The organism is Bacillus sp. 22-7, assembly GCF_010628845.1.
Classification (GTDB): domain Bacteria; phylum Bacillota; class Bacilli; order Bacillales; family Cytobacillaceae; genus Cytobacillus; species Cytobacillus firmus_B.
Map to the genome: position 1 here is coordinate 27,546 of NZ_NJQY01000030.1, position 15,050 is coordinate 42,595.

The following is a 15,050-nucleotide window of genomic DNA, read 5'->3' on the forward strand; positions in this document are numbered from 1 at the left end:
GGAGATCTTAGCGACACTAGAACGCGACTAACAATCAGTGGGGGATAAGGAAAACCCCCACTGATTGAAGTTTCACTTTATGCAAAAACCTGTTTCAAGTCATCCTTTGATTGTTGCAGCCAGAATCTCATAAGACGCTTTGCCCCTTCAAGATCATGAAGCTTTGCCTGCCCGCATTGCTTCTCATTTGCTGCGGGGATTTCGGTAATTTCAACTGCATCTTCCATTGTAGCTTCCAGCAGATCAATTATTTCTTCAACTGACGGCTCACCGCTTACCACTAAATAATAGCCGGTCTGGCAGCCCATCGGGGAAATATCAATAATGTCGAAATGGTCATATTTCTCTGCATGAGTACGGATATTAAACGCAAGCAGATGCTCAAGTGTGTGTATGACATCCGGCTTCATCGCCTGTTTATTTGGCTGGCAGAACCGGATATCAAACTTGTTCACTAATCCGTCACTGCCCACCTTATGGACACCGCAGTGCCTCACGTAAGGTGCTTTTACAGCATTATGATCCAGCTCGAAACTTTCTACTGAAGGCATATAAAACACTCCCCTAAAGTTTTCCTTTTACTATAACATAATATCCGACTAAATTCATCAAATTAATATGAAAATTATGACTTTTTCATGATAATATGTTATTTTAAAAGAAAATATGATTTAACTGGGAAAGGTAATGCCATGCTTAAAAAAATTCTCATTTCAATATTTCGTTTTTATCAAATTGTGATTTCTCCGCTCAAGCCTCCTACATGCCGGTTTTATCCGACATGTTCCCACTATGGGCTGGAGTCAGTTAAGCGATTCGGCGTCTTCAAGGGCGGCTGGCTGACAATAAAACGGATCCTTAAATGCCATCCCCTTCATCCGGGCGGTGTCGACCTGGTTCCAGAGCAATGGCCCAAAAAGAAAAAGAATTAACCCTCGTATCCGTCCACTACAAGGTCAAGCTTGCCTGTGCCAGGATGAATAACAAGCCCATGCACAGGCACATCTGCCGGCATCAGCGGATGCTTTTTCACCATATGTACACTATGGGATACACTATCCTCTACATTTTCAAAACCTCTTAGCCAATCATCTGCAGCGATTCCTGAGTATGTCATCGTATCCAGTGCATCGTCAGTAATGCCTCTCTCCTTCATGCTGCTAACAACCGCATCAGCCTTCATTCCACTCATGCCACAGTCATGATGGCCAATAACAAACACTTCTTTCGCCTGCAGCTGATAAACAGCTATTAATATGCTTCTCATAATACTTCCAAACGGATGGGTTACTAAGGCTCCCGCGTTCTTAATGATTTTCACATCACCATTTCTTACATTAAGCGCTTTTGGCAAAAGTTCTACTAAACGTGTGTCCATGCAAGTCAGAATAACCATTTTCTTATTAGGAAATTTCGTTGTTTCAAATTCTTCGTACTTTTTTTCTTCAACAAATTGCTGGTTATGGTTTAAGATCTCTTCTAAAAGTTTCAATTGTTCCACTCCCTGTCTTTTTGTGAATACTTTGATTGTAAGAGCTATTCGCTCCCATACTTGACGAAAAAATGTCAATACTAATAAAGACCTTTCACTGGCCTCTATAATTATGATACATAAAGTAGGTGCTCCAAACAAATTTTTTTCCTTGCTTTTTATCTGGATATTTTGTAAGATTACTAAGGGAAATCGTAATGGTTACGTATTAAAGGTCATAATTATAAACATTACTTAAAATATGGTCTGTACTTTAAATCGTAATAGATACGCTTTATAAAAAGGAGGAAAAGAAATGAAAAAGTCATTTTTGATATATATTCTAGGGCTAATCCTTGTTCTTTCTGGCTGTACAGGTGAAAAGAGAGAGGAGAGCAGCAGCGATAAAACTATGGTTTATACAACCGTTTATCCTCTACAATACTTTACTGAACAAATCGGAGGAGAAGCGATAGAAGTTGAAACCATCTACCCGCCGGGGTCGGATGAACACACCTTTGAACCTTCTCAAAAAGATATGATGAAGCTGGCCGATTCAGATCTATTCATTTTTATAGGACTGGGTCTTGAGGGTTTTGTGGAAAAGGCAAAAGAAACATTGAAAAATGAGAATGTTAAAATGGTCGCCGCTGGAGAAAATATTGAGTTTGTCCACTCAGATGTAAATCATGATCCTGCACATGAAGAACATGCTGATGAAGCTGAGCATGAAGATGAACATGCTGACGGACACGGAGCTGAATCATCTGAAGAGGACCATGATCACAAACATGGAGATATCGACCCCCATGTTTGGCTGGATCCTTTATACTCGAAAGAATTGGCGGAATCAATTAAGGATGCTTTAGTGGAACAGATGCCTGATCAGAAAGAGCAGTTTGAACAAAATTATATGGAGCTTGCAAAGAAGCTTGATAATCTTCATTCTGATTTTGAACAGACAGTTCAAAGTGCAAAGCATAAGGAATTCATCGTTTCACACGCAGCATATGGCTATTGGGAAGAACGGTATGGTCTGGATCAGATCAGTGTATCCGGTTTAAATTCTTCCAGCGAGCCTACTCAGAAAGAACTGCAGAAAATCATAGCAGAAGCAAAAGAACATGACTTAAAATATGTTTTTTTCGAACAGAATGTGAGCTCAAGACTGACTGAAATTCTGCAGAAAGAAATTGGCGCAGAACCGCTAATGCTTCATAATTTATCGGTCCTTACAGAAGAAAATATTACCGAAAATCAAACATATTTTACACTTATGGAAGATAATTTGGCTTCATTGAAAAAAGCGCTAAATAAATAAGCACACCAGCCTCCCGCATTGGGAGGTTTTTTTGTCTCTTAATTTTAGGTAATTAAGGAAAAGATTACATAGTTGTCTTTTTTTTGCAGAAACTATTTCCATTGAAGAAATTGAAGGGATGAAAAAGCAATGAGTGATTTATTGATTGCGAGGTCTTTATTTGGGACTACAATGGGCTTTCATATTATTTTTGCAACAATTGGAGTTGGCTTGCCGCTGATGATGCTGACAGCGGAACTTCTTTACCAGAAAACGAAGGATCATGATTACGTCATTATGGCAAAAAGGTGGACTAAGGCATTTGCGGTGCTGCTTGGAGTAGGAATTCCGACAGGAACCATAGCAGGGACTCAACTTTCCCTTTTATGGCCTGGTTTTATGGAGGTTATCGGCAAGGTAATGGCATTGCCATTCCAGATTGAAATCTATGCTTTCTTTATTGAAGCTTTATTTATGTCAATTTATGTGTATGCTGCCGAAAGAATCCCTCCATGGATGCGTATATCAAGCCTTATACTGGTAGCTCTTGGCGCTTTTGCCTCAGCTGTATTGATAACTAATGTTCACGCTTTTGAAGGAACACCACAGGGATTCAGGATTGTCGATGGTGAAATTGTCGATGTGGATCCATGGGCTGCATTTTTTAACCCAAGCTTTATCGTTACAGCAGGACATGTGGCACTATCAGCATATACAACAGGGGCATTTGTTGTAGCATCAGTTGCTGCTTTCAAAATGCTTAGAACTCCATTCGGAACACGAGTATATAACTTTCATAAAAAAGCACTTATGCTGAGTTTGATTGTCGGCGGAATTTTTTCTTTTCTAACAGCTATTAACGGGCATGAATCGGCTCAATATCTGCATGAGTACCAGCCGGAAAAACTTGCAGCAGCAGAGGGGCTGTTTGAAACTCAATCCTATGCTCCCCTTGCGATTGGAGGATTTACAGACCGTGAAACTCAGAGGGTTAAGTGGGGAATTGAAATTCCATGGGCACTAAGCTTTTTGGCGGGCAACAGCTTTGACACCGTAGTAGTGGGGCTGAATGATTTTCCTGAAGAAGAGTGGCCTCCGCTTTTTGTTCATACCCTCTTTAATGCGATGGTCGGAATAGGCTCATTGCTCATATTATTATCTCTTATTGCTTTCGTATGGAATAAATTCCTGAAAAGAGACCATTTTCCCAGGTTCATCATGTGGGCATTTGTTGCCTCTGGCCCGCTCGCAGTTCTTGGAATAGAATTCGGATGGGTATTTGCCTGTACCGGCCGTCAGCCCTGGACCATCTACCGGGTGCTGTCCACCGCTGATTCTGTTACGACAGCTGAAAATCTGGGGATTTTATTTATTCTTTTTGCCCTTGTGTATGTAGTGCTTGGAGTAGCAGTTGTGTTTGTTATGCTTTATTACTTTAAAAAGAATACTGTAATCGATGACATAAATAGAGCCAAACAGAAAAACGTTCCTCTATACGGATCAAACACATGAAGGAGTGAATCCAATGGCGGAAGAATTACTGGCCATCACAGTGTTATGGGGATTCGTCTTCATATATGCGGTTATGGCGACAATGGATTTTGGCGCAGGCTTCTGGTCCATGATTTACTTTAATCGGCCTAAAATAAAGGCAACAAATGTGGCAAACCGATTTTTATCTCCTACCTGGGAAGTGACAAATACCTTTATCGTCGCAATTGTAGTGGCAGTTTATAGCCTTTTTCCGACTGCAGCCTACACACTGGGAACTGTACTTCTAATACCAGGAAGCATCATATTGCTCTTACTGGCGATCCGCAGTGCATTCCTGGTGTTTTCCAACATTGCGGAAGAATACAGGAAGCCGCTCACCTATATTTCAGGCTTATCCGGAATTCTTATCCCCGGATTGCTCATCAGCGTTTTGCCCATCACCCATGGAGACTTTGTTGAATTTAGTGATGGCAGGCAATCTCTGGACCTGGCACATCTTTTTACAAGCCCGAACGAATATGCTTTTATCGGCTTTGCAATCAGCAGCACATTGTTTTTGTCTTCCCTTCTCCTCGCGGACTACTCAAAAGCCTCGGAAGAGATGGAAGCTTACTCAGTATACCGCAGGGATGCAATCGTGCTTGGGCCAATTTCAATCATAATGGCATTTCTTATTATGTTTACTTTGAAAAGAGAAGCATTTTGGATTTATGAAAAGATGATAGATGATATGCCTTTGCTTTTGCTGTCTCTTGGATTGTTTCTAATAGGAGGGCTTGCCCTGTTCCTGCCATCCGTAAACAAAAAAGGAGTTAGGGGAATTCCCAGATTGGCGGTTATTGCCATAACCCTCCAATACCTTGCTGCCAGCTATGCATATGGAAAAGCTCATCTTCCCTATATCGTCTACCCTGAAGTGACTATTGCTTCTGCGTTTACTGATCCAAGTTCATTCCGGGCCATATTTGCCACCTATATCGCAGGATTCCTTATCCTTTTCCCCGGGTTCATATACTTTTGGAGCCTTTTCATGAACGACAAACGATATCTTCGGCAAAAACAAACCAAAGACCCAGCTTGATCTTCCTGCAAATGCCATGACTGAACAAAAAAAGCACTGCAGAAAATAAAGAAGTGACATGCTCCGGAAATTTGTCAATTTCAATGTGGTCACAATTTTCTGTTAAGGGGTGTTTGAAAATGGCACAAGACGTACTATGTGAAGTTAATAACTGTGCTTTCTGGAAAAATGGAAACCGATGCAGTGCAGACCAGATATACGTAGTCAGCCATACTGGCAAAACGGCAGACGACACCAAAGAAACAGACTGCAAAACGTTCGAACCGCATTAATGGTGACAGGCACCGCCCGTATTTTGTCGAATTCCGGCAGTGCCATTAATGCATATTGCAAAAGCGGTGCATGTGCTGCACCGCTTTTTTTAATATAAATAAGTTTATTATTTTTTTTACCGGGAATGTATAGAATAACAATAACTAATAGGAGTGATACATATGTTATCGACCGTTATTTTGCTTGGAGCTGCTTTTGCCGCTGCTGCTGGATTAAGCTCCTTTGCCATTAAAGAAGATTCATTTATTAAAGACGAAATTACTCAATAATTGATCATAAAAGGCGCCGCGTATGCGCCTTATTTTTTTGCAATCAAATGAAAACCGCCGTTCTTCTAAAATAGAACGGCGGTTTTCTTCTACAAGACAAAGCATTCCTTTGCGATTGTTACTTCACTCAGTCTTTTCACATTAATCTCATAACCAATACCCGGTTTATCAGGAACCATAATCATCCCGTTTTTTACGGTGACTTCAGGGAGAATAATATCTTCTTCCCAATACCTTTCTGATGCAGAAATATCACCGGGAATGGAAAAGCCCTCCAGAGAAGCCAGCGCAATATTATGGGCACGGGAGATTCCGAACTCGAGCATACCTCCACACCAGACTGCGATCCCTTTATCCAGGCAATAATCATGAATTTTCTTTGCTGTCCCTAAACCTCCAACCCGGCCAATCTTAATATTAATAACTTTACAGCTTCCAAGCTCGACAGCTCTTCTGGCATCATTAAAGGTAACAATACTTTCATCCAGGCAGATCGGTGTTTGCAATTCCTTCTGAAGCTTTGCATGGTCAACAATATCATCATATTCAAGCGGCTGTTCAATCATCATAAGCCCGAAGTCATCAAGCCTTTTTAACTGGTCTATATCCTCCAATGAGTAAGCTGAATTGGCGTCAGCCATGATTGGCAGATCTGGGTAATAGCGGCGGATCTCTGAGATCAATTCATAATCATTTTCGGGGCTGATCTTTATTTTGACCCTTTGATAGCCGCTTTCCAGATAGTTTTCAATTTGTCTTCTAACTTCTTCCTTAGTTTTGGCGCCAACAACTACGCCGGATAGGATCTGTTCCCTCTTACCGCCTATAAATTTAGAAAGAGAAATATCTTCTTTTTTTGCAGCCAAGTCCCATAAAGCCATTTCCAGCGCTGCTTTCGCCATTTGATTCCTTCTCAGGTCATTAAAAACACGTCCTGCATCTGAAGGATGCTTAATATCCGAATTACGCAAGATAGGGATAAGAAATTCCTTTAGCACATGATAGCTCGTCTCAACCGTTTCCTCTGTATACCAGGGGGAAGAAAAGGCGACTCCTTCCCCATATCCCTTCCGCCCTTCTTTATCAGTTACTTCAACTATAATTCCCTCTCTGTCCTTAACAGTTCCTAAATGAGTGGAAAATGGCGTTTTTAAAGGCATCGCAATTCTATACAAAGTAATAATTTTTATATCCATGCTATTTCCCGCTTTCCCCGAGCAGTTCCCGGAGTTTCCTTCTTAATATCTTCTTAGAAGCATTCCTGGGAATTTCATTAATCATGATGATCTTTTTAGGCACTTTATACTTTGCCAGCTTCTCTAAGCAGTACTCTGTCACTTCTTTTTTATCCAGGCTTTCTTCTCCGGCAATAAAGGCGACCGGCACTTCACCCCAAACCTTGTCCTTCATGCCAATCACCCCTGCATCTGATATTTGGGAGTGTGAAGCAAGAACACCCTCAACTTCAGCAGGATAAATATTTTCCCCGCCTGAAATGATTAAGTCTGAACGCCGATCAAGTACATATAAAAATCCTTCTTGATCGACATAGCCTATATCTCCGGTTGAGAGCCAGCCATCCTTTATTTTTTTCGCAGTTTCTTCTTCACGGTTTAAATACCCTTTCGTCACATTCGGACCTTTGACAAGAATCTCACCCGCTTCTCCAGGATCCGCAAGCTCCCCATTCGGATTAACAATTTTCAGCTGGGAAGGAAATAAAGGCTTTCCGGCTGAACCTAATTTGCTGAAACTGTATTCCGGGGCCAGAGTAACAATCTGTGAAGAAGTTTCCGTCATTCCGTAAGTCTGGTAAACAGGAATAGCCTTCTCCCTGCAAACTTCCAGAAGAGATTTCGCTGCTGGACCTCCCCCTAATAACATACATCTAAAATAGTCCGGCAGCTGCTCATTTTTTAGTTCATCTGCAATCCTGGTAAGCATCGTACTCACAACAGACATGATGGTCACTTTTTCGCCGGAAATGGCTTTGATGGCTTTTTTCTCATGGAAAGATTCAAAAAGAACCATTTTCATGCCGTAGATAATGCTTCGCATTAAAATGGAATAGCCGCTAATATGAAAAATCGGAACAGCACACAGCCAGCTGTCGTTTTCATTCAGCCCTAAGTTTAATGCAGACCCCACTGCACTCCACCAATGATTACCGTAGGTTTGCAGAACGCCTTTCGGATTCCCCGTTGTGCCGGATGTATACATGACAGTACAAACCTCATTAAGACTTACTTCCTCTATTAATGCCGGCTCGGCAGGATCTTTCCTGAAGAGCTCTTCTTTATGTATCGCTGAAATTCCCCGTAAAGAGTTTACAGCCTTTTGGCTAATTCCATCAAAGGAACTCTCTGTTAAAAGGAAAGCGGACTTCGAATCATCCAGTTGCCAAATTAATTCCTCGGCAGTCAGCCTGTTATTTAATATAACGGCCTTCACATCGATTAGCTGCAGCGCCAAAAGGATAAAAACACTGTCTTCATGATTTCTCAGCAGCACACCTGCAAACTGGCCTCTCGTTAATCCAGCTGCCTGTAATTGCCCTGCTATCATGTATGCACGATCATATACTTCGGAAAATGTATAGGTTTTTTCCAAAAAAGAAAGGGCTGGGCGTTCAGGTGTTAAGAATGCCCGTTTTTGAAGGAAATTCGGTACTATGTGAGCTTCCATCCTAAAACCTCATTTCATGCGATTTTTTCATATAAAAACAGCCTGATGGACTGGCCATCAAGCTGAAAAAAATAGTATACCCCTCAAAATCAAGGGAAACGCGGGAATTGGCCAAAGTCCGGCTTGCGCTTTTCCTTGAATGCGTCACGGCCTTCTTTTGCTTCATCCGTTGTATAGTATAGAAGAGTTGCATCACCGGCGAATTGCTGGATTCCAGCGAGTCCATCTGTATCGGCGTTGAAAGCAGCCTTCAAGAAGCGGATAGCAGTCGGGCTCTTCTCCAGAATTTCTTCACACCACTTAATTGTTTCTTCTTCCACTTTCTCAAGTGGCACAACTGTATTAACAAGCCCCATATCCAGAGCTTCCTCGGCACCGTACTGGCGGCACAGGTACCAAATTTCGCGTGCTTTCTTATGGCCGACGATTCTTGCAAGATATCCTGAACCGTAACCTGCATCGAAGCTTCCCACTTTAGGTCCTGTTTGTCCAAATACAGCGTTATCAGCTGCAATCGTTAAGTCACATACGATATGAAGGACATGGCCTCCGCCAATCGCATAGCCTTTTACCATCGCAATAACCGGCTTAGGAATGACACGGATTAAGCGCTGAAGATCCAAAACATTTAAACGAGGGATCTGGTCATCCCCTACATATCCGCCATGTCCTCTGACAGATTGGTCTCCGCCTGAACAAAATGCTTTGTCTCCTGCACCTGTAAGGACAATAACACCTACATTTTCATCATCACGTGCATACGCAAATGCATCAATTAATTCCATTACGGTTCTTGGAGTAAAGGCATTATGAACCTGCGGTCTATTGATGGTAATTTTCGCAATTCCATTGTATGTTTCATACATAATCTCTTCGTACTTTTTTCCTGCAACCCATTCTACAGCTGACATACATGAATCCTCCTCAATATGTATTGTATTAGATAGCGCGATAATTGCCGCACAGCTTTGCGCCAGCAAAGGACATCATTCCTCAATCTTTACTGCTTTTGTATTAATCTCCCCTGATTGCGACAAAAACCCACTTACTATTGTACCAAACAATTCAGGTTTCTCCACATGAATTGCATGTCCTGCATTCTTAACGGCCTTCCACTGAACATTTGGCAATGCTTTCGACATCTCATCTGCAATTCTGCAGAATTTTTGGTCCAGCTCCCCGGTCAATAGAAGGACTGGCATTTTCAGATTACCGAGCTCCTCCCACCAGGATGGCTGTGAGCCGGTGCCCATGCCATTCAGGCTGTTTGCCAGACCACCAATAGAATTGGCCATACGCTGGTTTCTTATTCGTGTTCGGATTTGATCAGGAAGATTTCTTTGGCTTTGAAATAAGGGGATATTCTCCCAATAATCGATAAAATTCACAATGCCTTCCTTCCTGATTCTGGCAGCCAGCCTGGCATCCTGCACTCTTCTTTCATGCCTTTCTTCTTCTGTCCTCAGCCCTGGGGAAGCACTTTCCAAAATCAGCGTACGGACTTTTTCAGGATATTTAACTGCAAAAGTCAGCGCAAGCCGCCCTCCCATGGAATATCCAAGAACATCAATTTTCCCGATTCCCATCTCTTCTAAGAGACTGTTTATCACAGCGGCACACTCTTCTATTTGATAATGGCCAATATCAGATGGTGCTCCAGACTTCCCATGGCCGATGATATCCAAAGCTATTGTCTTCGAATGACCTTCCCAGAAGGGAACGAACTCTTTCCACCCCTCACTATTTCCCGTGAAGCCATGAAGAAGCAGGAGCGGAAATCCCTTACCCCACGTATCGACATGATAGTGAACTCCATTCATGACATATTTCATCGGCATTCATCCTTCCAGCAATCGACTTATTTCCCGGGAAACAGAATTCCACAATTCTCGATGCTCGGTTAAATTCCTGTCCCGGTTTGTCGTAATTTCCATTACCTTCAAGCCAGGTATGTCCATGTTCCGTTTGAAGGCTGATATAAAATGTTCCCAATCTGATATTAAATCATATTGTCCGCCAAACATCTTAATGGCATGGCTGAAGTCAAGATCCAGCGGTGTTCCGAACAGTTTTTCAAAGTTATTGGGGTAATTCGCCTGAGGAAGGAATGAAAAGATTCCGCCTCCATTATTATTAATCAGCAATATATTGATATCAATTCCATACAGCTTAGAAGCAATTAAACCATTTAAATCATGAAAGAAGGTTAAATCACCGAGCACAAGATAGAGCGGCTGGGATGCCATTCCGGCACCAAGAGCAGTTGAAACAGTGCCATCAATGCCATTTGCTCCCCTGTTAGCCATTACTTTAATGCCTTTTTGATTAAAATGGAAAAAAGTATCCAGGTCCCGTATAGGCATACTGTTTCCTACAAATAATGTCGAGCCTTCCGGCAGCATTTCAGCGAGCTGGTAAAATAATTTACCCTCGCTCAATTCATCTGCTTCATTAATATCAGCAAGCCTTACTTTTGTAAGATCATTGATTTTTTTCCATAGTGCAATAAATTCATCATTCTCGGAAGTGTTTAAATATGAAGTGACAGATTCGCAGAACAGCAGCTCATCGCAATGAATCATTTCAGTCGAGAGCAGTGAAGGATCACGCCATCCGCCGCCCCCATCAACAATAATCTGCCGGGCAGTACTGTTTTCTTTCATGAAAATGGACAATGGCTTTGATACAGGCGCAGCACCGAAGCGAATTATGACATCCGGCTTAAGCGCTTTTTTTGCAGCGTCATTTTTCAAAAAGGTATCATATGCATCCATAATGAAGCTGCCATCGTGCAGTCCGCTTCTCAACTGTGATAATGGATCGGCAATGATCGGAAAGTTCAGCTTTTCCGCCAGTTTAATAACTGCAGCCGGGAAACCCGATTTTTCCAGATGACCGCAGACTATAATCCCTTTTTGTGCGGCGTTTAAAACCTGTGCCATTTCTTTGTAATCTTCGTTAGGCAAATTAAGCTTGCCACCCTGAATATTTACATACCCTTCTGTTCGTTCACTAAGCTCAAATAAATCAGCACGATCCAGCTGGGGAACTAGCGGCTCACGGAAAGGGAAATTAAGGTGAACAGGTCCAGCCGGCGAACTCTTAGCGGCGGAAGCTGCTCTCGCACATACTGTTCGGGCATAACGCAGCATTTCTGCTGAATTCTCGGGAGGAGCCATTTCAACAAACCACTTTACATTATTACCGTACAAATGGATCTGATCGATCGCCTGTGGAGCGCCTACATCCCTTAATTCATGAGGCCGGTCTGCCGTAAGCACGATTAGCGGCACCCTGGAATACCTGGCTTCCACAATGGCAGGGTAGTAATTGGCTGCAGCTGTTCCGGATGTACACAGCAAAGCTGCCGGTTTTTGGGATGCTTTAGCAATTCCCAACGCAAAAAAGGCAGCCGAACGCTCGTCTACATGAATATGTACACGAAGCTCCGGATGCTCTGCCATTACCATTGCCATCGGGGTAGAACGGGAGCCGGGACTGACCACGACATCCTCTACCCCGCTTTTTACTAATTCAGCCACAAATGCGGCTATATATGAAGTTAAAGCTTCCTGATGATTCACTTTTCATAACCCCCAAGAGCCGTAAGCATTGGCCGGAATTTAATCTTTGTTTCCTGGTATTCGCTTTCGGCATTTGAATCCTGTACTACTCCGCAGCCTGCAAATAAGGATGCCTCATTCCCCTGGATTAGGCCGGATCTGATTGCCACAGCATATTCGCCATTTCCTCTAAAATCCATCCATCCTAATGGAGCAGCATAAAAGCCGCGATCCAGCTCTTCTGCTTCTCTGATTTTTTCTACTGCTTCTCTTTTAGGCAGGCCACCAAGAGCAGGAGTCGGGTGAAGACGGTCGACTAAAGCAAGAAGTGAAGCATCTTCCCTGGTCTTTCCTATTACAGGGGTATATAGGTGCTGAATATCCCGCATTTTCATCAGCTGCGGTTCATTCGGCAGTTCAACTTCTGTGCAGGATTCTTCCATAGCTTCCTTTATCATATCCACCACATATTGATGTTCAGTCAAGTTCTTTTGATCATGCAGTAATGTTTCTCCAAGGATATGATCATCATCTTCCGTTTTGCCTCTGGGGATGGAACCTGCCAGACAAGTTGTAAACACGTTTTCCCCATATTTTTTTATAAGGCGTTCAGGAGAGGCTCCAATAAAGCAGTCACCGTTCGATTCAAACGCAAAGATAAAGCTTTCACTTTGCAATTTCATGAGATTCTGGAGAACTCTTTCTATCTCAATCGGCTTTTCATAAATGAGCCTGGATTCCCTCGCAAGCACAACCTTTTTTAATAGGGATCCTGTTTTTAGTTCATCAACAATTTCATCCACTGTCTCCATCCATTTTTCCGGATTGATATCCGCTTCTTCCTGAAGAGTGTTTGCACTCTCAGGATGATAATCATTGATTGAACCTATTAGCATGCTTCTTTCAGCGGCTATCTTTTCAAAAAGTGATTCACTATCATGCTGTGTACAGACAACATTTGTTGTCAAAAAGGCTTGTCCATTGATTTCACTGTACATATAAGCCGGCACATGAAAAAGGGAATTGGAATACTTTGACCAAAGCTTTGTTTTCTGCTTCAGCGGGTCAAAAGAAAAACCGCCAAACATCACGGGCCCTGTTGCATTTTCATTATAAGGGTTAAAAATAATACTGTTATTAATAAAACGCTTCCATTCCTTTTCAACCCGTTTAAATCTGTCTGTACTTTCGTCTGACTGGATTTGCCTGCAGATGCCAAGCCCAATTATATAAGCTTCACTGGAAGGATCCTTCCAGAAAAAGCGTTCACCAAAAAAACGGCTCTTTCCTGCCGCATAAAAAGAAAGGGGGTCTATATGATTTATTTTTTTCACTTCACTCACTAAAACAGGCTTTGATAAGGCTTTGGCCCTCTCAATCGCCTCCTGGATCCCTTCTTTTAGTTCCGTATCTTGTATCGTAACCAAAAAAATCCCTCCAATAACAGCTTAAATTGCCGTTATCCTACTTTAAACTTATTCTAAGATACACCTGTGATTCAAGGAATGTCAATGATGTCAATCCTGCCATTCCTTTATTGTATCCTTTATATTATAGCTTACTTTCGGCATCTATAATATCAATTAACTCAGGTTCACTGTAAATAACTGTTACGTTACAGCAATCATGGCAAATACCGGTACATTTTACGGCAATAATACGTTGACACTCCTGCGGTATTTACCTAAACTTAAGGTGTTTGATATAGTTGGCTTATGGGGGTTTACTTTGACAATACCCTGATAATCAGTTAAAATAAACAAGTTTGAATGATGCAATGGTTGATACCATTACAGAATAGAAAATTAAGGGGAGAGTTATCATGCAACCACAAGCACAGACCAATTTTCCGCCTGCTTCCAGCTCAAAGAACTGGAGAGTCTGGTGGCAGCTGACCAGGCCGCATACTTTGACCGCTGCTTTTGTTCCGGTTTTACTTGGAACAGCTCTTGCAATGGAACTTACCGAAATAAATTTCAGCCTGTTTTTTGCCATGCTGGCAGCAAGTCTGCTGATTCAGGCTGCTACCAATATGTTTAACGAATATTATGATTTCAAAAGAGGGCTTGATACGGAAGACTCTGTTGGAATCGGCGGAGCGATTGTCCGTGAAGGAATCAAACCAAAAACGGTACTGAATTTGGCTTTTGGGCTTTACGGGATTTCGATATTGCTTGGTTTCTATATTTGCATGAACACAAGCTGGTGGATTGCAGCAATCGGACTTGCCTCCATGGCAGTAGGATATTTATATACAGGCGGTCCTCTTCCGATTGCCTACACACCATTTGGTGAATTATTCGCAGGTTTTTTCATGGGCATGCTAATCATTCTTATTTCTTTCTATATCCAGGCAGGAACCGTAACCGCAACAAGTGTTTTAGTTTCGTTCCCTATATTGATTCTTGTTGGCGCCATTCTGCTGGCCAATAATATCAGAGACTTGGATGGCGACAAGGAGTTCGGCCGTAAAACATTGGCTATTCTTTTAGGAAAAAAAGGAGCAATTAACCTGCTTGCCGGTATGTTCATCGTGTCTTATGCATGGGTCTTCATATTAATCGCCATGAGCATCATAACACCATGGCTTGCTATCGTTGTCCTTAGTGCGCCTAAGGCCATTAAAGCAACGAAAGGCTTCATCGGCAAAACACTTCCGATGCAAATGATGCCTGCGATGAAAGCAACTGCACAGACAAATACAATCTTTGGCTTCCTTTTATCAGTAGGCCTGTTTCTCGGATATCTACTATAATCATTTAATAAACCTCTGCTTCTATGGCAGGGGTTTTTTGATTGGAAAAAATCAGCAGATACCGTCATCCTGGTTTCATCCCATTTTTAACGGGTAATTTTTACTTAAGGAAGATGCAGGCCGTAAAATTACTTCTTCCGTTATGATTTTGCAAACTAC

14 protein-coding genes are annotated in these 15,050 nt (G+C 42.2%); 6 read left to right on the top strand and 8 right to left on the bottom strand.

Annotation, left to right across the window (positions count from 1 at the left end; all coding sequences use genetic code 11):
* Positions 1 to 77: 77 nt before the first annotated feature.
* Positions 78 to 551: an S-ribosylhomocysteine lyase gene (locus CE058_RS19800; protein ID WP_163144803.1), complete on the bottom strand. Its 474-nt coding sequence runs from the start codon at positions 549 to 551 to the stop codon at positions 78 to 80.
* Positions 552 to 692: 141 nt separating this feature from the next.
* On the opposite strand from CE058_RS19800, the gene yidD reads away from it, so the two are divergent.
* Positions 693 to 932, top strand: a complete 240-nt coding sequence (gene yidD, locus CE058_RS19805) for a membrane protein insertion efficiency factor YidD (RefSeq protein WP_163144804.1) — start codon at positions 693 to 695, stop codon at positions 930 to 932.
* Here the strand turns inward: yidD and CE058_RS19810 are convergent.
* Positions 929 to 1,492: a beta-class carbonic anhydrase gene (locus tag CE058_RS19810; protein WP_076263309.1), complete on the bottom strand. Its 564-nt coding sequence runs from the start codon at positions 1,490 to 1,492 to the stop codon at positions 929 to 931. The two genes, yidD and CE058_RS19810, sit on opposite strands and share 4 nt — an antisense overlap.
* Positions 1,493 to 1,787: 295 nt before the next feature.
* Here CE058_RS19810 and CE058_RS19815 point away from each other — a divergent pair, with 295 nt between their 5' ends.
* The 4 genes from CE058_RS19815 to CE058_RS19830 all read left to right on the top strand — a co-directional run bounded on the left by CE058_RS19815 (position 1,788) and on the right by CE058_RS19830 (position 5,618).
* Positions 1,788 to 2,792, top strand: a complete 1,005-nt coding sequence (locus CE058_RS19815; protein WP_163144805.1) for a metal ABC transporter substrate-binding protein — start codon at positions 1,788 to 1,790, stop codon at positions 2,790 to 2,792.
* A 129-nt stretch (positions 2,793 to 2,921) separates the two neighbouring features.
* On the top strand, positions 2,922 to 4,283 hold the full coding sequence (locus tag CE058_RS19820) for a cytochrome ubiquinol oxidase subunit I (protein WP_048011101.1): 1,362 nt from the start codon (positions 2,922 to 2,924) through the stop codon (positions 4,281 to 4,283).
* A 13-nt stretch (positions 4,284 to 4,296) separates the two neighbouring features.
* Positions 4,297 to 5,346, top strand: a complete 1,050-nt coding sequence (locus tag CE058_RS19825) for a cytochrome d ubiquinol oxidase subunit II (protein WP_163144806.1) — start codon at positions 4,297 to 4,299, stop codon at positions 5,344 to 5,346.
* Between the two features lie 119 nt (positions 5,347 to 5,465).
* The gene (locus tag CE058_RS19830) at positions 5,466 to 5,618 is read left to right on the top strand and encodes a DUF1540 domain-containing protein (RefSeq protein WP_064503415.1); all 153 of its coding nucleotides are present in this window, start codon (positions 5,466 to 5,468) and stop codon (positions 5,616 to 5,618) included.
* A 359-nt stretch (positions 5,619 to 5,977) separates the two neighbouring features.
* Here CE058_RS19830 and menC read toward each other — a convergent pair whose 3' ends face one another.
* From menC to CE058_RS19860, 6 genes are all read right to left on the bottom strand, one after another.
* Positions 5,978 to 7,084 (bottom strand): o-succinylbenzoate synthase, encoded by a 1,107-nt coding sequence (menC, locus tag CE058_RS19835; RefSeq protein ID WP_163144807.1) that lies wholly within the window; start codon positions 7,082 to 7,084, stop codon positions 5,978 to 5,980.
* 1 nt (position 7,085) lies between these two features.
* Complete coding sequence (locus tag CE058_RS19840; RefSeq protein ID WP_163144808.1) at positions 7,086 to 8,573, bottom strand: o-succinylbenzoate--CoA ligase; 1,488 nt, start codon at positions 8,571 to 8,573, stop codon at positions 7,086 to 7,088.
* A gap of 89 nt (positions 8,574 to 8,662) precedes the next feature.
* Positions 8,663 to 9,484 (bottom strand): 1,4-dihydroxy-2-naphthoyl-CoA synthase, encoded by an 822-nt coding sequence (gene menB, locus CE058_RS19845; protein WP_048011098.1) that lies wholly within the window; start codon positions 9,482 to 9,484, stop codon positions 8,663 to 8,665.
* Positions 9,485 to 9,559: 75 nt separating this feature from the next.
* Positions 9,560 to 10,405: a 2-succinyl-6-hydroxy-2,4-cyclohexadiene-1-carboxylate synthase gene (gene menH, locus CE058_RS19850; protein ID WP_163144809.1), complete on the bottom strand. Its 846-nt coding sequence runs from the start codon at positions 10,403 to 10,405 to the stop codon at positions 9,560 to 9,562.
* A gap of 6 nt (positions 10,406 to 10,411) precedes the next feature.
* The gene (gene menD, locus CE058_RS19855; protein WP_163144810.1) at positions 10,412 to 12,157 is read right to left on the bottom strand and encodes a 2-succinyl-5-enolpyruvyl-6-hydroxy-3-cyclohexene-1-carboxylic-acid synthase; all 1,746 of its coding nucleotides are present in this window, start codon (positions 12,155 to 12,157) and stop codon (positions 10,412 to 10,414) included.
* Positions 12,154 to 13,563 (bottom strand): isochorismate synthase, encoded by a 1,410-nt coding sequence (locus tag CE058_RS19860; protein ID WP_163144811.1) that lies wholly within the window; start codon positions 13,561 to 13,563, stop codon positions 12,154 to 12,156. The genes menD and CE058_RS19860 overlap by 4 nt, the downstream gene beginning before the upstream one ends.
* Before the next feature lie 395 nt (positions 13,564 to 13,958).
* Here CE058_RS19860 and CE058_RS19865 point away from each other — a divergent pair, with 395 nt between their 5' ends.
* Positions 13,959 to 14,891 (top strand): 1,4-dihydroxy-2-naphthoate polyprenyltransferase, encoded by a 933-nt coding sequence (locus tag CE058_RS19865; RefSeq protein WP_048011095.1) that lies wholly within the window; start codon positions 13,959 to 13,961, stop codon positions 14,889 to 14,891.
* Positions 14,892 to 15,050 lie beyond the last annotated feature (159 nt).